The sequence below is a fragment of the Kitasatospora sp. NPDC059408 genome (assembly GCF_042751525.1).
GTDB lineage: Bacteria > Actinomycetota > Actinomycetes > Streptomycetales > Streptomycetaceae > Kitasatospora.
On record NZ_JBHYWI010000015.1, the window covers coordinates 54,905 to 79,525 of the forward strand.

Consider the following 24,621-nt stretch of genomic DNA (forward strand, 5'->3'; position numbering starts at 1 on the left):
CTCACGCGCGACGGCCTAGAAATGAGGGGCCTGTGGGATGTCCGGCCCGGCCGGGACGAGACGCCCAGGCAGCCGGACTCCGCGCCGGCCCCCGATACGTCGCAGGGGTGTGACGCCCCACGCGCGACCAGTGAGCAGCAATCAGTAAGGAACCACCATGGCACCAAGCCTGACCAACGACACGGTCGGCACCGCCAGCGGGACGTCCCCGTCCCGTCACCCCCGTGGCCTGGCCACCCTGTTCATGACCGAGATGTGGGAGCGGTTCTCCTACTACGGCATGCGCGCCCTCCTCGTCGTCTACCTGATCTCGGGCGGGCCGGATTCCGCGGCGGGCAGCCAGGGCGGCGGTCTGGCCATGAAGGTGGCGACCGCGACGGCCGTCTACTCGGTCTACGTGGCGATGGTCTACCTCATGGCCATGCCCGGTGGCTGGCTCGGCGACCGGGTCTGGGGCGCCCGGAAGACCGTCACCATCGCCGGCGTCGTGATCATGGCGGGCCACTTCCTGCTCGCCGTCCCCGGGCAAGCGATGTTCTTCGCCGGGCTCGCGCTCGTCGCGGTCGGCTCGGGCATGCTGAAGGCCAACATCTCCACGATGGTGGGGCACCTGTACGACGGACCGGCGGACCCGCGCCGGGACAGCGGCTTCACGCTGTTCTACGTCGGCATCAACCTCGGCGCCTTCGTCGCGCCCTTCGTCATCGGCACCGTGGGCCAGGAGTTCAACTGGCACCTGGGCTTCGCCCTGGCCGGCGTGGGCATGGCCCTGGGGCTGCTCCAGTTCCTACTCGGCACCCGTCACCTGAGCGCGAAGAGCGATGTCGTGCCGAACCCGCTGAGCCCCCAGGAGCGTTCGAAGGTCGTCGCCACGGCTGCGGCCGTCGCGGGTGTCGTCACCCTCTTCTACACGGGCGTGGTCACGGCCGGTGCGTTCACCCTGGAATGGGCGCTCGTCCCGCTCTCCCTGGCCGGTCTGCTGATTCCCATCGGTGTGCTGGTCCGGATCAAGCGCGACAAGGACCTCTCGGACACCGAGCAGGCCCGAATGAACGGCTACATCTGGTTCTTCGTCGCCGCCGCCGTGTTCTGGATGATCTACGACCAGGGCGGCTCGACGCTGGCCACCTTCGCCGAGGGCAAGTCCGCAAACACGCTGCTGGGCTTCGACTTCCCCTCGACCTGGTTCCAGTCCCTGAACCCGCTGTTCGTCCTGGCCCTGGCCCCGGTCTTCGCCGCACTGTGGATCGGGCTGGCGCGCCGGGACCGCGAACCGAGCACCGTCGTGAAGTTCGGCCTGGCCCTCGTGCTGGTCGGCGTCTCGTTCTTCGTCTTCGCCGTGCCGCTGGCCGTGGCCGGCCCGGACGAGAAGGTGAGCCCGATGTGGCTCGTCGCGATCTACCTGGTCCAGACGGTCGCCGAGCTGTGCCTGTCCCCCGTGGGCCTGTCCCTGACCACGAAGATGGCGCCGGCGAAGTACGGCTCGCAGATGATGGGCGTGTGGTTCCTCGCGGTCACCGCCGGTGACTGCGTGGCCGGTCTGCTCTCGATGACCGGCGTGAACCTGAACGGCACCCCGGCCATCGTCGGTCAGGCGGCGCTGGCCGTCTTCGCGGGCGTCGCGATCCACCTGGGCCGCCGGACCGTCCGGTCCCTGATGGGCGACGTGCGCTGATCTGCCCAGCACGCAAACGGCTGCGGTCCCAAGCCCTGGTTCGGGCTTGGGACCGCGGCCGTTCTGTGTCCGGCGGGTCAGCCTTCGTGCTCCGGCGCGGACTCCGGCCGGGCCACGAGGACGGGACCGCGGGTGAGGGCGTCGAGACGGGCGCGGATCCGCTCGGTGTCCGGGGTACCGAGCCGGTCCGCAACGCCGAGGGCGCTGCGCAGCCAGATCTCGCCCTCGGCCTCCGAGCCCTCCTCGCACAGGCTGATCCCGGCGCCCTCCAGCGCGAGCATCTCCTGGTACGGGAGCGGCAGTTCACACGCGAGGTCGCGGGCCTGCGCGTAGTGGGTGTGCGGGTTCGACCAGCCCGTCTCCGCGAGCAGCCGGCCCAGCAGGTTGAGCGTCTGCGCCTCCGCGCCCGGGTCCTGGAGGTCCCGGCACAGGCTCAGGGCACGCCACAGGCTCTGGAGCGCCGGCTCGTAGGCGCCGGTGGACCGCTGGGCGTCGCCGAGCACGGCGAGCGCGCGGGCCTCGCGGGGCCGGACGCCCAGCTCGTGGTAACCGGCCACCACCCCGGAGAGCCATTCGACCGCGGCCCGGGAGCGACCGGCCGCGTGGTCCAGCCGGGCCAGCCCGAGGAGCGCGTCCAGCTCGGCCCGCCGGCGGCCCCCGTCGCGGTGCAGCTCCAGCGCGGTCGTGAACTCCCGTGTGGCCGGGTCGGTTTCGCCGAGCGCCAGGTGGGCGTCCCCGAGCAGCAGCAGGGTGTCCGCCCGTCCCTCGTCGTGGCCCAGGGCACGGTGGATCTCCAGCGCCTCCCCGTGGCTCCCCAGGGCCGCCGCGTACTGCCCCATCAGCTGCTGCATCCGTCCGAGTGCCGACAGGGCGTCGGCCTGCCCCAGCCGGTCGCCGATCGCGGCATAGAGGTTCACGGCCTCCCAGTGCCGGGCGGCGGCGGCCTGGTACTGCCCGGTGAGCTCGCCGACGACGCCCAGGCCGAGGCTGGCGTCGGCCCGGCCGGGGCGGCTGTTCAGGAACTCGGACAGCTCCAGTGCCGGCTGGAGGTTCTGGGTGGCCTGCGTGTGGTTCCCCAACGTCCGCTGGGCGCGGGCGAGTCCGACCATCGCGGCGATCTGGCCGTGGCGGTCCCCGTCGGCGAGGTGGAGGTGCAGCGCGGCCTGGTGGGTCTCCACCGCGCTCTCGTACCGGCCCTGCGCCTCCTGGACCAGGCCGAGCCCCGAGAGCGCGTACGCCTCGCCGGTGCGGTCGGCCAGGCCCCGGTACAGCTCCAGTGCCTGGGAGTACCGCTCCTCGGCCGCCGCCTGCTCGCCCGTCAGCCCGTCCAGCTCGGCCAGGTTGAGGAGCGTCTCGCCCCGGCCCGGCCGGTCGCCGATCAGGACGGCGCTGTCGAGCGCGAGGTGGTGCAGGACGCGGGCCTCCTGCCAGTGGCCCCGGCCGCGCAGGTAGGCGTGCAGCGCGGCCGGCAGGTGGACGGCGTGGGCGTGGCGGCCGTGCCGGATGGCGAACTCCACGGCGGCCTGCAGATTGGCGCACTCACCCTGCATCCAGGCGATCGCCCGCTCCGGGGTGGACAGGTCCGGGGCACGGTCCGCGCCCGGCGCGAGCCGTCCGGCCGCGAGGAGGGGGCGGCGGGCCACCTGGCGGTCGGCCGCCGTCGCGCAGGCGAGGTAATGGTCCAGGAACCGGTTGATGGCCGCCGCACGGGTGTTGGGGCCGTCACCGAAGGCCAGCACGCGGGCCGGCTCACGCAGCAATTCCGGCAGCCGGAAGCGCCCGTCGGCCGGCTCCTCGACGAGGTGGCGCCCGACCAGGCCGTCCAGCAGGGCCCCGACCGTGGCCGGATCGCTGTCGACGAGGGCGGAGGCGGCGAGGACGTCGAAGTCCGGACCGGGAACCAGCCCGATCCTCCTGAGCAGACGCTGCTGCGGAAGCGCCAGGTCGCGGTACGCCAGGTGGAACGCGGCGGCCACGACGGCGGGGACGGTAGCGGGCACGGTGGGTGCCCCCGTCGACCGCCGTGCCGTGGCGTCCAGTTCGGCGGTGAGGCTGCCGAGCGACCAAAGCGGCCGGTCCCGGAAACGGGCCGCCGTCAGCCGGACGGCGAGCGGGTGGTACCCGCAGCGGGCCACCGCCTCGGTCACCGCCGGGTCCTCCTCGGCGAGCCCGGCCCGGGCGGCCTCGGCGACGAAGAGCCGGGCGGACTCCCGGGCTGCCGGGGTGTCCGGCACGCCGGGAAGTCCGGGGAGTCCGGGGAGTCCGGGGAGTGCCACCGCCTCCGGGCCGCGATCGGGTGATGTCCTTGCCCGGCTGTCGGGTCGGGGCCTGGGCGGGCGTCCGGACGCGAGGGTCACGGCGGCCCGGACAAGGCCGGTGCTGCGGGTGCGAAGTCGGCGGATGCTCATGGCGCTTTCTCTGCGGAGTGGTCGTGCCGGATCGGCGGAGGCGGACGGAGGTCAGCGGGGCCGACCGACGGAGAGAGAGCCTCCGCTCTCCTTCGCGCCAGGGGTAGGCAGGTCGGTCGCCTCGGCGGACCGGAGGCCGGCCAGGATCCGACGGAGGACGGCCTCATGGGCGGTCCATTCCGCGGGAATGTCCTCGGGCAGGACGGGAATTGCGGGCACGGGGATTCCTGTCTTCGGAAGGGTGATCTCTCGGGCGCCAATGATCATGCCTGTGCCCATCCGTCCCGGCCACGGCCGAAGGTGGTCGGAAACGCATCCGGAGTTGTGAAATGCATTGCCATTCGTGCATGGCGAATCCGGCGTCGCCACGGAATACTTCCCCGCTCCGACCGCACCCTGCCGATGATCGAATTCCGCCCGCCGAGACGCCGCAGCAGTCGGGAGTCCGCAGCGATCAAGCACGAAAACGTCTAGAATCATCATCTTTCGCCCGAATCAGCCGCATTCGATCAAGGACCGCCCCCCGTGACGCCCTCCATCGCTCCGGACGCCTTCGAGCGCTGGTACACCGCCTTCACGAAGCCGGCCGGCCGGTCCCGGTGGACGCGCGCCGACCTGCTGATCGTGGGCCTGGTGGGCATCGGGTCGGTGAACAACGCCCTCAAGCCGACCACCGGCCTGCTGTGCGACGTCGTGCCCAGCCTCGTGGTCGCCCTTGTGGTGACGGCAGGCTTCCTGTGGCGTCGGCAGGCCCCCCTGGCGGTCACGGTACTGACCCTCGCGGGTCTCGTCCTGGACGGTGCCCGCACGCCGGTGTTCCTCGCGCTGTTCAGCCTCGCCAGGTTCCAGCCACGGCACCGCGCGGCGGTCATCACAGCCGCCGGCGTGCTGTCCGTCCCGTTGAAGGCGCTGCTCCCCGGCCGCCCCGGGGAGTCGTTGACGAACGACCTCCTCACCGCGGCCTTCTACGCCTTCTTCCCGGTCGTCTGCGGGTTGGGCGCACGGGCCTACGAGCACAGCATCGTCGCCCTGCGCGAGGAGCGCGAGCGCCGGGTGGCCCAGACCAGGGCGGAGGAACGCGTCCGGCTCGCCCGCGAGATGCACGACGTCCTCGGGCACCGCATCGCGATCATCGCCATGCACGCCGGAGCCCTCGAATTCGTCCCCGGCGTCAAGCCGGAGAGCCGGCAGGTGGCGCGTGCCATCGGCGACACCGCCCGGGCCGGCCTGCGGGACCTGCGCCAGGTGCTGGGCGCGCTGCGCGACGGCGACGACTCGGTGATCGCGGGCCACTGCCTCTCCGACCTGGAGAAGCTGGTGGCCGAGGCCCGCTCGTCCGGCCTGCCCGTCACCCTCGCCACGAACGTCTTCGGCCCCGTCCCGCCCGAGATCGCGCTGACGGCGTACCGCACCGTCCAGGAATCGCTCACCAACATCGTCAAGCACGCCCCGGAGGCGAGGACCGAGGTGCGGGTCTCCACGGCGGAGGGCAGGCTCGAAACCATGGTGCGCAACGACCCATCGCCGGTCCCCGCCCGGCGGATCGCGGTGGCGGGTGACGGCTTCGGGATGATCGGGCTGCGGGAACGCCTCTCGCTGCTCGGCGGGGACTTCCACGCCGGGCCGACCGACGGAGGCGGCTGGCGGGTCGTGACGTCCGTCCCGCTCGACGACCCGGCCGCAAGCCCGTGACTCCGGTGAGTCCCGTGAGTCCCCACTTTCGGCGGGCGCACCATTCACTTTCGTGAACATCCGCCGTGCGACCCTCGGAGATCTTGATCCGGAGCCCCGGATCGGGACAGGGACGAACCCAGAGGAGACGGACGTGATCCGCGTGCTTGTGACGGACGACGAGCCACTCGTCCGGTTCGGACTGCGCGCGCTGCTGGACGCCACCGACGACATCACCGTCGTCGGCGAGGCCGCCGACGGGGCCACGGCCCTCGCACAGGCCCGGGCCCTGGCGCCCGACCTCGTGCTGACCGACCTCCGGATGCCCGGCATGGACGGGATCACCGCCACCAAGCAGCTGCTGGCCCTGCCGAATCCGCCGATCGTCCTGGTCCTGACCACCTTCGACACGGAGGAGGGCGTCACCGAGGCCCTCCAGGCCGGTGCCGCCGGCTACCTCCTCAAGGACGCCCCGCCCGAGCAACTGGTCGGCGCGATCCGGCTGGTGGCGAGCGGCGGCACGGTCCTGGCCTCGGCCTCGGCGGCCCACCTCGTGAACGCCTCCCGCGACCGCTCCGACCAGGCGGTCCGAGTCCCCCCGGACCAGCGGCGCCGCCTGGAGAAGCTCAGCGAGCAGCAACGCGAACTGCTGCGCCTGGTCGGCGGCGGCCTGTCCAACGCGCAGATCGCCCAGCGGATGTACCTCGCCGAGGGCACCGTCAAGGCGTACGTCTCACGGCTGCTCACCGCACTCGCCGTCGAGAACCGGACCCAGGCCGCCATCCTGGCGCACAACGCGGGGCTCCTCGACGGGGAGTAGAAGACCTCACGCTACCGGGACGGCCACCCCGGACCGCCGGGAACCGGTCCAGCAGCCCCGCAGCAGCAGGACGTACAGCGCCACGGCGACGGCCAACGGCCCCCAGTCCCCGTCCTCGGCCCAGGTCCAGGCCTTGCCGGCCCACGGAACCGCGACCGTGACGATGCCCGTGAACTCCCCGGCCCTGACGAGCAAGGGGTCCGGATCGGGGTTGGCATCGCCCTTGGTCCGGTAGGCGGCACCACCCTCCAGACGCTCCACGGCACGGTGGGTCGTCGGGCGGCCGTCGTGCAGGGGGTCCTTGAACGAGATCACCGCTCCGCCGCCGACCTCGTCGAGGTCCGCGGACCGCGTGACGACCACATCGCCCCTGCTCAACGCGGGCCTCATGGAGTCGGAGACGACCACGGACGGACTCCAGCCCCAGACCAGCGCCGCCAGGGGCATCAGCACCAGGCTCGTGACCAACGTGACGACCGCACGGCAGAGCGCGACGCCTGCGACGGCCCACCAGCTCTCCACGTCGTCGGCGGCCGACACCTGATCGACCTTATGCCCCGTGGTGTCGCTCTCCGGAGTACCGCCGCTCTCGCCCACCGGCGTCGGCTCAGCTGTCATTTCCGTCATTTCCGCATGCCTTCCTGCCGCAACCGGTGGCCCCACCCTCGTGGGCGGCGCTCCAGACCTGTCTGAAGCGCCGCCCACGAGGTTCAAGATCAGGCCACCGTGTCGATCTCAGCACCGAGGTCGAACGTGATGGTCGACTTCGCAGCCTTCTCCGGCGCCTGCGGGTCCAGCGACCACGTCAGCCCGACCTTGGAAGCGTTCTCGGGAGCCTTGGGGTCGTTCCGGTTGAGCTTGGTGTCCAGCAGGATCGAGCGGCCGCCCTCGCCCTGACCCCACTGCCACCACTCGGCCAGGGTCTTCTCCACGACCTTGGGGGCCACGCCCTTGCCCTGATCGATGGTGAACGCGAGGTGCAGGTGCTTGGCGAGCTCGGAGTCCGCCACCGCCGGAACCACCTTGCCGTCGGCGTCCGTCGCCTTGTCGACCCGGAGCACCACGTGGCCCCGGCTCTCGTAACCGCCGTCCGCCTTGCTGGGCGCGAAGGTGTAGTTCACACCGGCGTTGCCCTTGTCGCCGGGCATCAGGCCCGAGACCTCGACGACGGCCTTGTCGCCCTTGTCGCTGGTGACCTTGGACTTCGTCCAGGTGCCGGACCGGACGGTGTTGTCCTTGTTCCAGGCCGAGGCCGTGACCGTGGCGTGGGTGGCGCCGAGCACCATCGCCCCCGCGGCCAGGACACCGACCGGCACGGCCGCCAGCTTCGTCCAGCGCTTGACGGTCTCGGTGCGCCGGTTGTTCATCGTCATTGAATTGATCTCCGCTTTTCGGATTTCTGCGAGCCGGCCGGGTCGGCCGAGCACCCATTGATCAAACCCCGGTCGGGCGAATCCAAAGTGGACCGGCCGGGCAGCGAAAGTGGCATTCCCCGGTGTTACCGTCCTTCTGCGCCCATTCGACCGGGAAGCGCCATGAATAACACCGCCCGCACACCGGAGTGGAATTCCCCGCACGCGGTTCGGGTCGGGACTCCACGGCTCCGCGACCCGAAAGGCTCCCCTCAACTCCGATGGAATTGATCGTCGATGATCAGGCGCCGATCCACGTGTCGGGCCGCGAGCACGCGTTGACGGGCACGGCGGCCGCCGCGCAGGAGGCCGTCCGGCTGGCGGTCGGCTGCGAGGAGCTGGGCTGGGACGGCTACTGGGCCGCCGTCGACCCCGGCACGGTCCGTCACTCGCACATGCTCACCGCCATGGCCTCCGCGGCCGCCACCATCACCGGATCCATACGGGTCGGAACCGGATTGGTCCTGCCCGAGGACGGAGGCCCGGTCCGCGGCGCCGCCGGGTTCATGTCGCTCGCCCACCTGCACCCGCGGCGGACCGATCTGATCGTCGCCACCGATCCGGACGCCGCTCACGGCACGCCTTTCCCGGGCCCCCGGCTCACCGCGTTGCTCGCCGCCCTCCGCCATGAGGAGGCACATGACTCCCCCACCGCTTCACCGCGGATCTGGCTGACCGGACAGCGCGCCGAGGACGCCGCCGTCGCGGCGGCGTACGGGCTTCCGTTCTGCCTCGGGCTCCCCGCCGATCACCTGCCGCGCCCGGACTTCCTGGACCACTACCGGAAGTTCTGCCGCACGGAGGCCGGCCCCGGGGCACCGCGCGTCGCGCTGGCGCTACGGATCGCGTGCGCCGACGACCCCGGCGAGGCCGCCGCGCTTCAGGCCCTGCTCGCCTGGGCGGAGCCGCCTACGGCCACCGCTCGGCCGCGGACGCTGGTCGGCACGCCGGACCGGATCAGGCCACACCTGGCCCACCTGCTCGACCTGTATCGGCCCGACACCCTCGCCGTCTCCACCCCGTGCCCGGACCACGCGCTGCGCATCCGCTCGTACACCCTCGTCCAGGACCTCGTCACCGGCCTGCGCCCCGCCCCTTGAAACACGAACAGCTGAAGCGCGAACAGCGCCCCTGCCCGGGGTGCTGTTCGCGGCGGTCACGGCCGTTCCTCGTTGACGTAGGTGCCCGGCGAACCGGGCCTGACCACCAGCAGGTGCTGTTCGATCAGCGCCTCGACGGCCTGGTTGACCACGTCGAGACTCACCCCGTACGCCTCCGCGAGCGCCCGCCGCCCGGGGATCCGCCCTCGCAGGCTGCGCGCCTCGATGCGCTCGCGCAGATCCGCGGCCACGCCCAGCCACGCCACCGATCCGGGGGGCTGCGGCAGGAGCCAGGGCGGTCGCCGGAGCAGGGTGACCGCAGCCCGCCGGACGAACTCCGCCGTGGGGACGGGGATTCGGTACAGGCGAGCGATCCGCCCGACCGCCGGGACCCGCTCGGGCGACCTGGGCCGGGGCAGCCGGCCGACCAGGTCGGCGGCGAGGTCCCGGTACTCGGGCCGCCTCTTCGTCCGCTCCGACCGGCCGACGTCATCGCACATCTCTTCCTCGATCCCTGTCGATGGTTCAGGCGGGTCGGTCCCACCGTGCATCGATCCTGGGTCCTCGCCAATCCCCCCGGTAGAGCGGAAAGTCGCCGGGGGGATGCACCAAAGTGCATCGAGGAAACCGCAGACCGGTACCCGCTCAGGGGCCCTCGATGCGCTCCACGATGAGGCTCGGTCCTACGTGTCGAGGACAGTGCCCGGGCCACCGTCCACACATGGCTGACCCGGCATCACGCATTCTCCTCAACGGAACAGCAGTCGCCACGTGTGCTCTCCCGGGTACCCGTCCGCGTCGACGCCGTGCCAGCCCTGGTCGGCCTGGAAGGCCTGCACCGCGCGGCGGTCCGACTCGCTCCAGGCAGGCCCCGGGCCCTGTCGGTAGTACCGGCCGTAGCCCTTGGCCACCAGTTGCCTGCCGAGCAGCGCCACGTGGTCGTTCCGCTGGCCCGGCCTGAAGTGCCCGGCCCCGGGAAATGCCGGGGGCCGGTTCGCGGGGTGGTCGGCGGGGCGGTCCGCGCCGGGTCCGATGTCCTTGCCCCGGCCCTCGACGAGCAGTCGCCAGGTCTGCGCCCCGGGGATCCCGTCTGCGGCCGCCCCCGACCATCCCTGCGCCTGCTGGAACGCCCGGGTGGCATCGCTGTCGGGACGGCCCCAGCGCGGGCCGGGCCCGTGCTGGTAGAAGCGCCCGGCGCCGCGGCCGATCAGCATGGTGCCGAGCCTGGTGACGTCCGCGTTGTCGGCCCCGGGGCCGAACCGTGCCGCGCCCGGGAAGGCACGATCTGAACCGTCTCCTGGTGCATCCTCCTCCCGAACGCCGTTGTAGCGGTACGGGATGTAGGAAGACCCGTGCGAGGTGTACGCATAGGGAATGGTCCGCTTGACCGCACCACGCCCGCCGGCCTGCTCCAGCACCACGTACCGCGTGTGCTCCCCGTCGGCCCAGCCGCCGAACAGCACCACGTGCGAACCCCGTTGGGGGTTCGCGGTGTTGTGGAAGAGCAGCATGTCCCCCGGGCGCAGCTCCGTCTTGGTGATGCGGGTCGCGTACTGGTGCAGGTCCCCGGTCCAGTGGCTGCCGGGCAGGGACCACGCCATCGAGACGAAGCCGGAGCAGTCGGTGCGGTAGCCCTGGCGGTAGCGGTTCATGCTGTACGGGACCTTGGCATCGATCCAGCCCTGGGCCCGGGCCAGGATCTGGGCGCGGGTCAGCCGGGGTGCGGCGGTCGCCGCGGAGCCGGTGGCGGGGCTGGGCATGCCCTGCGGGGACGGCGAGCCGTCGTCGTCGCCCGTCGGTGTACCGATGGGCGCGGACGGTGTGGCGCCCTCCGCCGCAACGGCCTCGGTGGTCCCGGCGGTCCCGGCACCGGCGAATGCCGCCGCGGTCATGGCACCCGCCGCGACCAGCCTGGTCGCCCGTACGCGGGTCGAACGGGCCACGGCCGCCCGGTCCTGCGCGGCGGCCTCGGCGCAACCGGGGCACGGGCAGTCGGCGGGTGCGGGGATCTCGCTGAATTCCGGCAACGACATCGTGGGCGTCCTTGTCTCGTGAGCAACGACGTCCTCGGCAGCAGAGCCGGGGCCGAGGACGGAAGGTGAATCGGCGGTCGGTGCAAGGAGCGGTCCGAGCTCAGCCTCCGGGCGCATCCCCCGCCGGACCGGCCGGTGACGGCCGGGGCCTCGCGATCGGGCGCTCTTCCGTGCATCGACGCCGGGAACACGCGGGCCCGGCGAACACGCGGGCCCGGCAAACACGCGGGCCCGGCAAACATGCGGGCCCGGCGCCGAACGTCCGGAGCCGCTGGGTGAAAGCTAGACCACGTACCGGCCGCCACCGGCGGTCTCCTGAAGTCTGCTTCAGGGTTACCGGAGGGTTGCGACGGCGGGCGTCATGCTGGCGTCATGCGTCTGCTGCTCGTGGAAGACAACGCCAGATTCGCCGACCTGCTCCGCCAGGGCCTGGCCGCCGAGGGCGTCGACGCGGATTGGGCCCCCGACGGGCACACCGGCCTGCGGCGGGCCTTGGAGGGCGGCTACGACGTGATCGTCCTCGACGTGATGCTGCCGGGGATGCACGGGTACGAGGTGGTCGCGCGCCTGCGGACGGTCGGCGACCGGACGCCGGTCCTGATGCTCACCGCCAAGGACGGGGAGTACGACATCGCCGAGGGGCTGGAGACCGGCGCCGACGACTACCTGGTCAAGCCCTTCTCGTTCGTCGTGCTCCTCGCCCGCCTGAAGGCGCTGGTGCGGCGCAGCGCGCAGCGGACCCCGACGGAGTGGCTGGTGGGCGACCTGCGGGTGGACCCGGTGTCGACCCGGGTCTGGCGCGGGGAGACGGAGGTCGAGCTCACCGGCAAGGAGTTCGCCGTCCTGGCCTGCCTGGCCGAACGGGCGGAGCAGGTCGTCGCGAAGCCGGAGATCATCAAGCGGGTCTGGGAAGGAGGGTCGCCCCGGCCGCTCAACGTCGTCGAGGTCTACATCAGCGCCCTGCGCCGGAAGCTCGACACTCCCTTCGGGCTGGTGAGCATCCTCACCGTGCGGGGCGCCGGCTACCGGCTCACGGCACGGCACCGCGGCACCTCCCGCCCGTGAGCCCCGTGAGCCCCGCGAACCCAGCGAACCAGCGAATGGCGAACTGACGCCGTACTCAGGACTCGTGGCCGGACCAGCCGGACCTGCGCACTCAGGCATCCTGGTGGGATGCGTCTGCTGCCCGTTCCGTCAGCCCCTCCCGTCACGACCGTCTCCTGTGAACAGCCCCGGGACGACGCCGCCCGGCCGATCGGCCGCCGGTGAACGAGCAGTCAGCGCGGTTGAGGCGGTCGGCTCCGCGAACGCTGCGCGCCCGGGCCACCGTCGCCGTCACCGCGGCGTTCACCCTCGCGCTGGTCGCGGCCTCGGCCGCGTTCCTCGCTGCCCTGCGGGCCGACCTGTGGGAAGCCGCGAGGGACGAAGCACGGCGGAACGCGGTCTCGGCCGTGGAAGTGCTGGAGGCGCGGAGCAGCTCCTCCGGCGGCAGCTACACGGTCCGGGGCGGCGCCGCCGGCGCCGTCAGCCTCGGCGACCCCGGTACGACGACCGCGCAGTGGGATCCCGGACCGGTCGCGCAGCACCCTTCCGCGTCGGTGTCACCGACCTCTGCCTCCCCGTCCGCCGGCGCCCCCTCGGACGCGACGGCCATCGTGAACTCGGGCGACGGCCGCTTCCAGGTCGCCGCGGTCGTCGACTTCGACGCCGCGCGCGCGACGCTGCTCAGCATGTCGTCGTGGATGATCCCCATCCTCCTCGTCCTCGTGCTGTTCTGCGCCTGGCTGACCTGGACCGCGGTCGGCCGTGTGCTGGCGCCCGTCGAAGCGCTGCGCCGCGAGGTCGCCGACATCACGGCCGGTGACCTGCACCGGCGCCTGCCCGTACCCGGCGGGCGCGATGAGATCGCCCGCCTGGCCACGGCCATGAACGCCACGCTGGACCGGCTCGACCACGCGGTGGCCAGGCTGCGCACGTTCACCGGGGACGTCTCCCACGAACTGCGCAGCCCCCTCGCCACCCTGCGTACGCGCCTGGAGCTGTCGCTGGCCCACCCGGACCGGACCGACTGGCCGCGGACCGTCGCGGACGCCCTGGAGGACACCGACGAACTGGCGGGGCTCGTCGACGACCTGCTGCTGCTCGCCCGGCTCGACGCGCACCGCCCGGGCCGCGAGAGCGAGGTGGACCTCGCCGAGCTGGCTCGTACCCACGGAGCGGTCCCGTCGAATTCGGCCGCCCCCGTCGTGCTCGTCGATGCGCCCGGCCCGGCAACGGTCCGGGGCGCTCCCGCGCACCTGGTCCGCGTCCTCACCAATCTCGTCGACAACGCCCGCCGCCACGCGCGCGCCGCAGTCCACGTCAGGGTCGCGACGGAGGACGGCAGCATCACGCTGGAAGTCGCCGACGACGGTCCGGGGATCCCGCCCGCCGACCGGGAACGGGTCTTCGAACGGTTCACGCAGCTCGACGCGGCCAGGACCAGGGGCTGCGGAGGAGCCGGCCTCGGCCTGGCGATCGCCCGGTCCATCGCCACCACCCACCACGGCACGCTCACGGCCGAGGCTCCTGCGGGGACGGTGCCCGGCGCCCGGCTCGTCCTGCGTCTGCCCGCCGCCGAGCGCCGACCACGGCCCAGGACGGACGGGAGCTGAGACCACGAAGGACCGCCAGACGTCAATGACGCCTGGCGGTCCCGGAATTGCTGCGGCGCCCGGCGTCCTTCAGGCCGGCACCGGATCCGCGTGGAAGAGCATGTCCCTGCTTGCGCCGCTTCTCCGGCCGGACCTTCTCCCTGGCGCCGACGGGCTCCTGCGGGTGCCCACCACACCGGGGAGAGTCATGCAGCGGTCCAACCACTGCGGAGATCGGCTCCGGGGTTGTCAGCCCACCTGAAGCTTCCACTGCTGATCGGGGATGTCGAGGCAGTCCCACTGGAGGGCGTCGGCCCCCTCGTTCTTGCTGCCCTCCCGGATGCCCAGGCAGTAGCCCGAGTTGCTGTTGACGAGCTGCCAGTTGGAGCCGTGGACGAAGTTGAGCTTCCAGTGCCGGTCGTTACTGCCGTCACACTTCGCCTGGACCGCCGGGGCGCCCTTGTTCTTGCTGCCTTCCTGTATGCCGAGGCACAGGCCGTGACCGTTCTCGATCGTGTACCCCTGCCCCACGGCCTTGAACGTCCAGCTCTGATCAGGCTTCTTGTTGCAGTCCCACTGCTGGACGAGGCGACCGGGTTCGGACCCAACAGGCTTGACGCCGAGGCACATGGCGGACCCGACGTTCTTGATCGGTGAACCACTTCCGGACGAGGCTTCGACCGCCGATGCGGTCGAAGCCCCTGCCAGCAGCAAGCCGCTGACCAGTGCGCCGATTGTTCCCGTGGCGAGGATTCCCTTGGAACGCAAGACATCTCCCTCTGAAGTCAATCAACAAGCCGTCCGCAACCCGGATGTTCGGGCGCATCAGCCGATGATCATGAAGGCTAGGCTTGCCAGTGAGTGCGCCCCAGAGGGCGGAGGTCCTGAAGAATCGGTCGGACGTCCTGTAGCCGGACGAAGCTTTCTGCACAGCACCCGGCGCAATGGGGACTGGTGGGTTCGAGGAAGCCGTCGACCGGTACCCGCTCAGGGGCCCTCGATGCGCTCCACGATCAGTTCGCACAACTCGTGGGTGCGCAGGGCGTCGTGGGCGTCGAGCGTCTTCCCTCCGCGGACGGCGTCGAGGAAGCCGAGGACGCACTGCTCGATGCCGCGCTGGCGGGCCACCGACACCCAGTCGCCGCGGCGGCGGGTGGTGGGCTGGCCGCGGTGGTCGATCACCTCGGCGAGGTTGTGGACCTCGCGCTTGGAGTCGGTGCCGGAGACCTGGAGGACCTCCTCGGTCGAGCCGCTGCGACGGTTCATGATGCCGAGGGCTGTGAAGCCGTCGCCGGCGAGCGTCAGGACGACGTGCTCGACCAGGCCGTCGACGCGACGGGCCCGGACGTCCACGTGCTCGACCTCGCCGGGGACGAGGAAGCGCAGGGTGTCGACGACGTGGATGAAGTCGTCGTACACCAGGGTCCGGGCTGCCTCGGGCAGGCCCTCGCGGTTCTTCTGGAGGACGATCAGGTCGCGGGGGCGCTCCAGGGCCTGCACGTAGCCGGGGGCGTGGCGGCGGTTGAAGCCGACCATGAGCGAACGGCCGGTGCGGTCGGCGAGGTCGACGAGGCGGCGGGCGCCGTCGAGGGTGTAGTCGAGCGGCTTGTCGACGTAGACGTCCACGCCGGCGGTGAGCAGCTCCTCGACGATCGGGACGTGCTGGTCGGTGGCCGCGTGCACGAAGGCGGCGCGGATGCCGCCCTTGATCAGCTCGCCGAGGTCGGTGTGGCGGTGGGCGGGGTCGATGCGGTGGGTGTCGCCGATGCGGTCGAGCTTGGCGCGGTCGCGGGTCATCAGGCGCAGGTCGAGGCCGGGCAGCGCGGTGAGGACGGGCAGGTAGGCCTTCTGCGCGATGTCGCCGAGGCCGACCACGCCGACGGGGAATGCGCTTTCGGGGGCGTCGGGCCTGCTCACGGGGTCTCCGTTCGGGTGGACGATCATCGGCCCCAGCCTATGCGCGAACCAGCCGGGGCAGGACGGGGCGGGGTCACCGACGGCGGAGGCGGGCGCCGGCTCCTCGCCGGCCGGTCCGGACGTCACGGCTCCTCCCGAGGCGACGGCCGGCGACGGCCGGTGAGGGCCGGCGACGAACCCGGCCCGACGCCGAGCCAATCGTCCGTGCACCGGAAGGTCAACGCTCCACTTCGCGCACCGGCACGAAGTCGCCAACTCCCCCGGCAGGTCGATCCCGACGGCCGACGGGCGGGCCGTCCCGACCGGTGGTCGCCGCCCGTCCGGCCCACCGCGCCGATTCGCCGAATTTCGTGAGTGCGGAAGTTCACCGAAGTCGATTTTCCGATGCCTAGTTTTCCTTCGGCATGGGCTCCGTGCAATCTCGAAATGCGGGAGGGAATTGATGGATCCGCTGCAACGCACCTTCACGACCAGCGGGACCGGTGCGATCGACGGGCTGACCGTGCCCAGGACCGGCGAGCCGGCCGGTCCGTGTGCCGACCCGATATCCCGCGGCAGCCTGATCATGGCGCTCGGCTCGCTCACCTCGCGCGCGCTCGGTTTCGTCCGGGCCGCGGTGATCGCCGCCGCCCTCGGCACCGCCGCGGTCGGGGACGGCTACGCCGTGGCGACCCTGCTGCCGAACACGATCTTCATCATGCTGATCGGCGGCGTCCTCAACTCGGTGTTCGTCCCGGAGTTGGTCCGGGCCGCCCAGCAGCACGACGACCACGGCGTGGCGTACACCAACCGGCTGCTGACGGCCTGTGGGACGGCGCTGCTCGTGATCACCGCGCTCGCCTTCACCTGTGCGCCGACGATCGTCGACGCGTACACCGGTTACGGTCCGCGCGACACGGCGCAGCGCGAACTCACCCTCGCGCTGGCCAGGTACTGCCTCCCGGCGATCCTCTTCCACGGGCTGTTCGGGCTGCTGGGGCAGGTGCTCAACTCGCGCGACCGCTTCGGGGCGATGATGTGGGCACCGGTGCTCAACAACGCCGTCGTCATCGCCGTCTTCACCCTCTACCTGGTGCTCTACGACTACGCGGGTTCGGCGGAGGACGTCTCCGACGGCGGAGCCGCGCTGCTCGGCCTGGGCAGCGCCTTCGGCATCCTGGTCCAGGCGCTCGCGCTGCTGCCCTCGCTGCGCGCCTCCGGCTTCCGCTACCGCCCACGGTTCGACTGGCGTGGCGCCGACCTCGCCGGCCCGTTGCGGGCGGCCGGGTGGGCCCTTCTGCTGGTTGTGGTCACCCAGTTGTCCTTCCTGGCCATCACGAACCTGGCCACCGGAGCGCTGTCCAAGGCCCACGGGAACGGACTGACCGCCGGTCTGGGCTACAGCGCGTACAACAACGCCTACCTGCTCTTCGTTGTCCCCCAGGGCATCGTCTCGGTCTCCCTGGTGACGGCGATCCTGCCGGGCCTGTCCCGCTCGGCGACGGCGGGCCGGTTCACCGAGGTCGGCCGGGAACTCGCCCGGACCCTGCGGACGACGGCCGGGATCATCGTCCCGGCGACCCTGGGCCTCCTTGCCCTGGCGGGCCCGATCACCGACCTCGCCTACGGTCACGGCGGCGTCTCGACCGCCGACACCGAGGTGATCGCCCAGACCCTGGCGGCCTTCGCGCTCGGCCTGCCGGCCTTCTGCGCCCAGTACACACTGGCCCGCGGCTTCTACGCGATGGGCGACGCCCGCACCCCCTTTTGGCTCACCACGGTGACCGCGGGGAGCAACGTGCTGCTCTCCTCCGCCGCCTTCCTGACGCTGCCCAGCCGCTGGATCATCGTCGGCATGGCGGTCGCGCACACCTTTGCCGTGGTGACCGGTGCCGCCATCACCAGCAGGGCGCTGGACCGTCGACTCCGCCAGGAGGCCGCGACGCTCCGGACCAGCTCTCCGCCAGCAGGCACCCAATACACGCCGGCCCGTAGCGGGCTGGACGACGGCGGGATCGTCCGCCTCCACCTGACGCTGGTGATCGCCGGCGCGCCCGGCGCGCTGGCCGGGTACTGCCTGGCCGGATGGTTCGACGACCTGCTGGACGGCGGGGCGATCGCCGCCATGACGTCACTTGGCTTCGGCTCGGCGGCCGTCCTCGCCTCGGTGCTGGTGCTGGCCCGCCCGCTCGGGGCCGACTCCGTGGTCGCCCCGCTGGCCCGCAGGCTGCGCATCCCCTGCCCGGCTCCGGCACGCCGGGGCAGACACCGCCGATGAGTCCTCACTTCCTGCGGGCGTCCGGAATCTGCGGGGAATCGTCGACAAGAAGACCGCGCGGCCAGAGAGCCAGAAAGCCAGAGAGCCAGAAAGCGAGTTAGTGGCTTCTGTGACACCACCTGCATCAGGCTCGCAGCGCCGATCCAACCCCGGCCTGACGGGAGCGGGCACGGCCGGATCCCTCCCGATGCGACGACACGCCTGGCCAGTAAGTCAGGCCCTGTTCCCGTCGGCACCACACGGGAGCGCGGCCCCGGGGTGGGCTGCTTGGAGGTCGTGCAGAACCTGGGTTTCGACGGTGTGGATGGCTGTGGGTGGGACGTTGATGAGCCGGTCGAAGGGCCGGTCGACGTTCTGGATGATGACGAGCGCGCCGCCCAGCAGGACCGTGATGGCGACGAGCGCCGCGAGCTGCCCGCGGTTGTCCCGGTGTGGCACGGCGATGCCCAGGGCGATCACCGTCATCGCGAGCACGGTCAGCAGGAACCAGAAGATCGGAGCCGGGACGCTGGGGCTGGCCTGCGCCACCCGTTCCTCTCGCGCGAGGGAGCGCTGGTCGTCGGCTGCGACGAGCATCCCGAACGCCTGCTCGGTACGCAGTGTCCGGAACACTCCGCGAAATGCGTGGCTCCACTGGTCCGAGGCGTCCGAGCTGCGTACGGCGGCCATGGCGGGCCATTCGGCCGTCCGTACGGTACGGGCGTAACAAACCACGTCCTGGAGCAGCTGGCTCTGCTGGGGCTCGGGGGCGTAGGTGGCCATGGCGGCCAGGTGGGCCAGCTCGTGGGCTTCGCGGCGGGCCGCGTCGCCGGCCTGAGCGTACGAAGCGGAGGCGGTGACCAGGACGAACGCCAGCAGCAGGATGGTCAGGGTCTGCATGGGGCCGATCAGTTCCTGGACCTTCATCCCCTGGTCGGTCTCGGTGACCATCCTTGGGCGCAGGTACCGGTTCGCAGCAACCGACGCCGACAGCGCGGCGGCGAGGACCACGATGATGACGATCACGACGGGGGCCACCTCCTGAAGCGATCTTCACGACACCGGATGTCCCGGGCGGGTTGACCCGCCGCACGCGCCGCCCGAACGGGTGAGACCGATGTCCGGCCATGTGCGCAGGTGAATGCCCGGCGGGCTCCGCTGGCGCTGTGGAAGCCTTCACTGCGCCAGATGTTGGGGCTGATGCCGAAGCCCGGTGCCGATCGGCTCGTTCTCCCGGGCCCGGCAGTTCGGCACGACCTCAGGCGGTCGTCGTGCCCGCCTCGGCCAGGGCCTCCAGCACCGGGCGGATCAGCGGGTGCCCGTCCGCGCCCGCGCGGACGGCGGCGAAGACGCGGCGGGTGGCGAGCTCGCTGTCCACCGGGCGGACGGCCACCTGCCCGAGGTCGACGCCGCGCAGGGCCGAGCGCGGCACCAGGGCCACGCCCGCGCCGGCGGAGGCGAGGGCGACGACGGCCCGGAAGTCGTCCGAGGAGTGGACGAGGCGGGGCTGGAAGCCGGCGTGCTCGCAGGCCAGCAGGACGACGTCGTGGCAGGGGTTGCCGGGGTAGGGCCCGATCCAGGGCTCGGCGGCGAGGTCGGCGACGGCGATCGGGCCGGTGCCGGCGGCCAGCGGGTGGCCGAGCGGCAGGACGGCCTCGAACGGTTCGGCGTACAGCGGCACGCGGGTGAGCCGGGCGTCGTCGGCGCGCGGGGCGCCACGGTACTCGACAGCCACCGCGAGGTCCGCGCGCCCGTCCAGGACCATCGGGAGGCTGGCGTCGCCCTCGGCGTCCAGCACCTTGAGCTTCACCCCGGGGGCCCGGTCGGCGAGCAGGCCGATCGCCGGGGCGAGGACGAGCGCGATGCCGGTCGCGAAGGAGGCGACGGTGACCTCCCCCGCGACACCCGCGCTGTACGCGGCGAGGTCGGCCTCGGCCCGTTCGAGCTGGGCGAGGACGGCGTCGGCGTGGCCGAGCAGGATCTCCCCGGCGGCGGTGAGGCGCACGCCCCGGCCCTCGCGGGCGAGCAGGTGGTGGCCGGTCTCCTGCTCCAGGGCGGCCAGCTGCTGGGAGACCGCGGAGGGGGTCAGGTAGAGGGCCGCCGCGGCCGCGGTCACGGTGCGGTGGTCCGCCACGGCCCGCAGGGTCCGCAGCCGTCGTGCGTCGATCACACCCCAATTCTGCCAGCGCGCCGGGGTGATCCCGGCCGCGCCGGCCGGGAGTTCGTCGACGGCCGCACGGATTCCGTTGTGCGGCAAGGATGTTGGCGGTTTTTGCGCCAATCTTCACGCTCGGACGTTGACCTTCCGCCGGAAGCCCGGTTGGCTCGATCCCGGCCGGCCGTGGGGGTACTCAGGACGGCCGGCTCGTGACCTCGGGAGGGAACCCGCATGACCACGAACCGTTGGCTCCTGCGCGGCGGAGGCGCCGTGCTCGCCGCGGCGGTGCTCACCGCCGTCGCCGCGCCTGCCGAAGCCCGGCCGCCCAAGGGCGACACCGCCCGGGTGAGCGTCGGCCTCGACGGCGCCCAGCCGAACGGCGACTCCACCGCGCTCGGGCTGAGCGCGAACGGCCGCTACGCGCTCTTCTCGTCCACGGCCGCCAACCTGGTGCCGGGCGACACCAACAACGCCTACGACGTGTTCCTGCGCGACCTGCGCAACGGCCACGTACAGCGGGTGAGCGTCGCCGACGACGGCTCCCAGCTGAACGGACCGACTACCCAGGCCTCGCTCAGCGCCAACGGCCGGTACGTCGTCTTCAGCTCCGGCGCGACCAACGCGGTCGCCGGGCAGGCGACGAACAACGCCGAGAACATCTACGTCCGCGACCTCTGGGCCGGCCGCACCGAGCTGATCACGGCCGGCGACCCGCACCCCGCCCAGGACCAGACCGGCCGCGGCTCCCACGACCCGGTGATCAGCGCCGACGGCCGGTACGTGGCGTTCGCGTCCTCCCGCAGCGACCTGGTGCCCGGCGCCAAGCGCGGCAAGGAGCACGTCTTCGTCACCGACCGCCGCGCCGGCACCACCAGGCAGCTCGACGTCGGCCCGGACGGCAGCACCGGCTCCAACAACGCCTTCCGGCCGTCGATCAGCGCGGACGGTGCCGTCATCGGCTTCACCTCGGCGGCGGGCAACCTGCTGCCGGACGCACCGGCCGCATCGGATGCCCCGGCAGGTACGGCGGAGCTCGCCGCCGGCATCCGCTGGTACTCCTTCTACGTCTACGACCAGCGCACCGGAAAACTCACCGGCGGCAGCCTGGACCCCGCCGGCGCGCTCCAGCCGACCGGCAACGACGGCGTGATCAGCGCCGACGGCCGCTACGCCGTCTACTCCCTCCCGGAGCCGGGCGGCCTGCCGCCGCACGCGGGCGTCCACCTGGACGTCTACCTGCGCGACCTGCGGGAGGGCACGGTGACGAAGGTCAGCGCGCCGCTGCCGGGCACCACCACGCGCGGTTCCTCGCAGGAGCCGGCCATCTCGGCGGACGACCGCTACGTCGTGTTCAGCTCGGACGCGGACAACCTCGTCCCCGGCCTGACCGCCAACAACGGCAACGTCCTGCGCCGCGACCTGCGGACCGGGCGCACCGAGGTGGTCAGCGTCGCCGGGGACGGCTCGGTGAGCCAGGGCGGCTCGTCCTACGGGCCGTTCATCGACGCCGACGGCGACAAGGTCCTGTTCAGCGCCTTCGACGGGACGCTCGTGCCGGGCGACACCAACAACGCCTCGGACGTGTTCCTGCACCGCTTCTGACCCGGATCCGCCGCCGGAACCGCGAACGGGAGGGGGAAGCCGCGGGGGGACGGCTTCCCCCTCCCGGGCGGGAGGGTGGGGCAGTTGGTTCTTGGAGCCCGTGGCCGGTCCGGTTCCGAGCGGACCGGCCACGGGCAGCTGAGGGGTGCCGGGGACTACTCCCCGAGCGCGGCGCGCGCGTCGACGAAGGCCGCCACGGCGCGCTCGACGTCCTCGGTGGAGTGCGCGGCCGACAGCTGCACCCGGATGCGGGCCTGGCCGTGCGGCACGACCGGGTAGGAGAAGCCGATCACGTACACGCCGCGCTCCAGCAGGAGCTCGGCGAGCCGGCCCGCCTTCGCCGCGTCGCCGATCATCACCGGGGCGATCGCGTGGTCGCCGGGCAGGATCTCGAACCCGGCCTCGGTCATCTTCGTGCGGAACAGCGCCGTGTTGGCCGCGAGCCGCTCGCGCAGCTCGTTCGAGTTCTCGACCAGGTCGAGCACCTTGAGCGAGGCGGCCGCGATCACCGGGGCGAGCGAGTTGGAGAACAGGTACGGGCGAGAGCGCTGGCGCAGCAGGGCGACGATCTCGCGGCGGGCGGCGACGTAGCCGCCGGAGGCGCCGCCGAGGGCCTTGCCGAGGGTGCCGGTGATGATGTCCACGCGGTCCATCACGCCGTGCAGCTCGGGGGTGCCGCGGCCGCCGGCGCCGACGAAGCCGACGGCGTGCGAGTCGTCGACCATGACCATCGCGTCGTAGCGGTCGGCGAGGTCGCAGATCTCGCGCAGCGGGGCGACGTAGCCGTCCATCGAGAAGACGCCGTCGGTGACGATCAGGCGGCGGCGGGCGTCCTGGGTCTCCTTGAGCTGCTGCTCCAGGTCGGCCATGTCGCGGTTGGCGTAGCGGTGGCGGCGGGCCTTGCTGAGCCGGATGCCGTCGATGATGCTCGCGTGGTTGAGCGCGTCGGAGATGACGGCGTCGTTGGCGTCGAGGAGGGTCTCGAAGACGCCGCCGTTGGCGTCGAAGCAGGAGGAGTACAGGATGGTGTCCTCCTGGCCGAGGAACGCCGAGAGGCGGTCCTCCAGCTCCTTGTGGACGTCCTGCGTGCCGCAGATGAAGCGCACCGAGGCCATGCCGTAGCCCCAGCGGTCCAGCGCGTCCTTGGCGGCGGCCAGCACCTCGGGGTGGTCGGCCAGGCCGAGGTAGTTGTTGGCGCAGAAGTTGAGCACCTCGCCGGGGCGGCCGCCGCCGGTGACGGTGACGGCGGCGCTCTGCGGAGAGCCGATCACCCGCTCCGGCTTGAACAGGCCGGCCTCGCGGATCTCGTCGAGGGTGGCGGCGATGTCGGCGCGCACGTTGTCGAACACGAACGGTCTCCTAGTCGATTCGGCGGGGCGGGTGCTCGGGCGGGCGGTGCTCGGGCGGGCGGAGCGGGGCGGTGCTCAGGCGGTCCGGCGGGGCTGACGCGCTCCGGCGGGCTCAGGCGGTCCAGTCGAGGATGATCTTGCCGCAGTTCCCGCCGGCCGCGTCGTCGAAGGCGGCCTCGAAGTCGTCGGCGGCGTAGCGGCCGGTGATCACCGGGCTGAGGTCCAGGCCGCCCTCCAGCAGCACGGACATCGCGTACCAGGTCTCGAACATCTCGCGGCCGTAGATGCCCTTGATGGTGATCATCGAGGTGACGACGCGGGCCCAGTCGACCGGGAAGTCGTCGGCGGGCAGGCCGAGCATGGCGATCTTCCCGCCGTGGGTCATGTTGGCGATCATCGACTGCATCGCCTCGGGGCGGCCGGACATCTCCAGGCCGACGTCGAAGCCCTCGCGCAGGCCGAGCTTCTGCTGGCCCTCCTCGATGGTGTGCTCGGCGACGTTGAGCGCCAGCGTCACGCCGACCTCTCGGGCCAGGTCGAGGCGGTACGGGGAGACGTCGGTGATCATCACGTTGCGCGCGCCGGCGTGCTTGGCGACGGCGGCGGCCATGATCCCGATCGGGCCGGCGCCGGTGACCAGCACGTCCTCGCCGACCAGCGGGAAGGACAGCGCGGTGTGCACGGCGTTGCCGAACGGGTCGAAGATCGCGGCCACGTCGAGGTCGACCGGCACCCGGTGCACCCAGACGTTGGAGGCGGGCAGGGCGACGTACTCGGCGAACGCGCCGTCGCGGTTGACGCCCAGGCCGATCGTGTTGCGGCACAGGTGGCGGCGGCCGGCCAGGCAGTTGCGGCACTTGCCGCAGACCAGGTGGCCCTCGCCGCTGACCAGGTCGCCGACCGCGATGTCCGCGACGCCGGCGCCGATCTCGGCGACCTCGCCGACGAACTCGTGGCCGATCACCATCGGGGTCTTGATGGTCTGCTGCGCCCAGCCGTCCCACTTGCGGATGTGCAGGTCCGTGCCGCAGATGCCGGTCCGCAGGACCTTGATCAGCACCTCGCCGGGGCCGATCTCCGGCTTCGGGACGTCCATCAGCCAGAGTCCGGGCTCGCTCTTGTGCTTGACGAGTGCCTTCACGGGCTTCGGCTCCTGACGTGCGAGTGGGCGCCTGCGGACGTGGGCAGGCCGAGGCGGCCCGCAGCGGCCGCTCCTGGCGACCGCACCTCCGGGCAGGCAGAAATCTGCCTGGTGGGGAGGGGTGCGGTCCATCGAGGAATTCTTAAGGGCGGCCACAGCTGGGCTAAACGATCGTGCCCGAGCTGGGCCCCGGCGCGGGTGCGGCGTGCCGTCGGCCACCCGTTCGGCGGAGCGTGCGGCCGCCACGGCGACACCAACCGGGCGTCCGGACGGGGTACTTGACAGCGCGCCGCCAGCCGGATTGGGGCACTCGGCTGACGGCGGGCCCGTTCGGATCAGCCGGAAGTCGGCCCGCGCGCGGCCGGTCGGCAGCGGTGCTTACGGTGGCGCTGCTCCCGTGCGGCCCCGTGGAGCAGCGGCTCCGGGGCCCTCCGCCCCAGAGATTCGCCCCAGAGAGGCGCCTCGA

The 24,621-nt window shown here is 72.1% G+C and carries 19 protein-coding genes; 8 read left to right on the forward strand and 11 right to left on the reverse strand.

The features are described 5' to 3' along the window. Positions 1–157: 157 nt before the first annotated feature. The gene (locus ACFXDE_RS12815) at positions 158–1,675 is read left to right on the forward strand and encodes a peptide MFS transporter (protein ID WP_380493595.1); all 1,518 of its coding nucleotides are present in this window, start codon (positions 158–160) and stop codon (positions 1,673–1,675) included. Positions 1,676–1,752: 77 nt separating this feature from the next. On the opposite strand, the gene ACFXDE_RS12820 is transcribed toward ACFXDE_RS12815, so the two are convergent. Beyond that, positions 1,753–3,909 (reverse strand): tetratricopeptide repeat protein, encoded by a 2,157-nt coding sequence (locus ACFXDE_RS12820; RefSeq protein WP_380493597.1) that lies wholly within the window; start codon positions 3,907–3,909, stop codon positions 1,753–1,755. A 699-nt stretch (positions 3,910–4,608) separates the two neighbouring features. Here ACFXDE_RS12820 and ACFXDE_RS12825 point away from each other — a divergent pair. Both ACFXDE_RS12825 and ACFXDE_RS12830 read left to right on the forward strand, forming a co-directional pair. Continuing rightward, positions 4,609–5,775 (forward strand): sensor histidine kinase, encoded by a 1,167-nt coding sequence (locus tag ACFXDE_RS12825; RefSeq protein ID WP_380493599.1) that lies wholly within the window; start codon positions 4,609–4,611, stop codon positions 5,773–5,775. A gap of 133 nt (positions 5,776–5,908) precedes the next feature. Further along, on the forward strand, positions 5,909–6,574 hold the full coding sequence (locus tag ACFXDE_RS12830; RefSeq protein WP_380444873.1) for a response regulator: 666 nt from the start codon (positions 5,909–5,911) through the stop codon (positions 6,572–6,574). Between the two features lie 6 nt (positions 6,575–6,580). Here the strand turns inward: ACFXDE_RS12830 and ACFXDE_RS12835 are convergent, their stop codons facing one another. Next, complete coding sequence (locus tag ACFXDE_RS12835; RefSeq protein ID WP_380493602.1) at positions 6,581–7,114, reverse strand: signal peptidase I; 534 nt, start codon at positions 7,112–7,114, stop codon at positions 6,581–6,583. Between the two features lie 176 nt (positions 7,115–7,290). Then, positions 7,291–7,947 (reverse strand): hypothetical protein, encoded by a 657-nt coding sequence (locus ACFXDE_RS12840; RefSeq protein WP_380493604.1) that lies wholly within the window; start codon positions 7,945–7,947, stop codon positions 7,291–7,293. A 260-nt stretch (positions 7,948–8,207) separates the two neighbouring features. Between ACFXDE_RS12840 and ACFXDE_RS12845 the strand changes: the two genes are divergently transcribed. Further along, on the forward strand, positions 8,208–9,086 hold the full coding sequence (locus tag ACFXDE_RS12845; protein WP_380493606.1) for an LLM class flavin-dependent oxidoreductase: 879 nt from the start codon (positions 8,208–8,210) through the stop codon (positions 9,084–9,086). 56 nt (positions 9,087–9,142) lie between these two features. Here the strand turns inward: ACFXDE_RS12845 and ACFXDE_RS12850 are convergent, their stop codons facing one another. Together ACFXDE_RS12850 and ACFXDE_RS12855 are read right to left on the reverse strand one after the other, a co-directional pair. Further along, positions 9,143–9,586, reverse strand: coding sequence for a GntR family transcriptional regulator (locus tag ACFXDE_RS12850; protein WP_380493607.1), 444 nt, complete (start codon positions 9,584–9,586; stop codon positions 9,143–9,145). 249 nt (positions 9,587–9,835) lie between these two features. Next, complete coding sequence (locus ACFXDE_RS12855) at positions 9,836–11,119, reverse strand: peptidoglycan-binding protein (RefSeq protein WP_380493609.1); 1,284 nt, start codon at positions 11,117–11,119, stop codon at positions 9,836–9,838. A 372-nt stretch (positions 11,120–11,491) separates the two neighbouring features. On the opposite strand from ACFXDE_RS12855, the gene ACFXDE_RS12860 reads away from it, so the two are divergent. Together ACFXDE_RS12860 and ACFXDE_RS12865 are read left to right on the forward strand one after the other, a co-directional pair. Beyond that, complete coding sequence (locus tag ACFXDE_RS12860) at positions 11,492–12,184, forward strand: response regulator transcription factor (protein ID WP_380493611.1); 693 nt, start codon at positions 11,492–11,494, stop codon at positions 12,182–12,184. Positions 12,185–12,384: 200 nt separating this feature from the next. Next, positions 12,385–13,773, forward strand: a complete 1,389-nt coding sequence (locus tag ACFXDE_RS12865; RefSeq protein ID WP_380493613.1) for an ATP-binding protein — start codon at positions 12,385–12,387, stop codon at positions 13,771–13,773. Between the two features lie 228 nt (positions 13,774–14,001). Here the strand turns inward: ACFXDE_RS12865 and ACFXDE_RS12870 are convergent, their stop codons facing one another. Then, positions 14,002–14,520 (reverse strand): RICIN domain-containing protein, encoded by a 519-nt coding sequence (locus tag ACFXDE_RS12870; RefSeq protein WP_380493615.1) that lies wholly within the window; start codon positions 14,518–14,520, stop codon positions 14,002–14,004. A 219-nt stretch (positions 14,521–14,739) separates the two neighbouring features. Further along, a complete protein-coding gene (locus ACFXDE_RS12875; RefSeq protein WP_380493617.1) occupies positions 14,740–15,669 on the reverse strand; it encodes a Gfo/Idh/MocA family protein in 930 nt (309 codons plus the stop codon). 442 nt (positions 15,670–16,111) lie between these two features. Here ACFXDE_RS12875 and murJ point away from each other — a divergent pair, with 442 nt between their 5' ends. Then, entirely contained in the window at positions 16,112–17,926 is a 1,815-nt protein-coding gene (gene murJ / locus ACFXDE_RS12880; RefSeq protein WP_380493619.1) for a murein biosynthesis integral membrane protein MurJ, read from the forward strand. Positions 17,927–18,139: 213 nt separating this feature from the next. On the opposite strand, the gene ACFXDE_RS12885 is transcribed toward murJ, so the two are convergent. Together ACFXDE_RS12885 and ACFXDE_RS12890 are read right to left on the reverse strand one after the other, a co-directional pair. Continuing rightward, the gene (locus ACFXDE_RS12885) at positions 18,140–18,931 is read right to left on the reverse strand and encodes a hypothetical protein (RefSeq protein WP_380493621.1); all 792 of its coding nucleotides are present in this window, start codon (positions 18,929–18,931) and stop codon (positions 18,140–18,142) included. A gap of 232 nt (positions 18,932–19,163) precedes the next feature. Then, positions 19,164–20,075: a LysR family transcriptional regulator gene (locus ACFXDE_RS12890; protein WP_380493623.1), complete on the reverse strand. Its 912-nt coding sequence runs from the start codon at positions 20,073–20,075 to the stop codon at positions 19,164–19,166. 219 nt (positions 20,076–20,294) lie between these two features. On the opposite strand from ACFXDE_RS12890, the gene ACFXDE_RS12895 reads away from it, so the two are divergent. After that, the gene (locus ACFXDE_RS12895) at positions 20,295–21,665 is read left to right on the forward strand and encodes a TolB family protein (protein ID WP_380493625.1); all 1,371 of its coding nucleotides are present in this window, start codon (positions 20,295–20,297) and stop codon (positions 21,663–21,665) included. A 155-nt stretch (positions 21,666–21,820) separates the two neighbouring features. Here ACFXDE_RS12895 and ACFXDE_RS12900 read toward each other — a convergent pair whose 3' ends face one another. Further along, a complete protein-coding gene (locus ACFXDE_RS12900) occupies positions 21,821–23,014 on the reverse strand; it encodes a glycine C-acetyltransferase (RefSeq protein ID WP_380445827.1) in 1,194 nt (397 codons plus the stop codon). 112 nt (positions 23,015–23,126) lie between these two features. Next, on the reverse strand, positions 23,127–24,155 hold the full coding sequence (tdh, locus tag ACFXDE_RS12905; RefSeq protein WP_380445828.1) for an L-threonine 3-dehydrogenase: 1,029 nt from the start codon (positions 24,153–24,155) through the stop codon (positions 23,127–23,129). Positions 24,156–24,621: the final 466 nt, after the last annotated feature.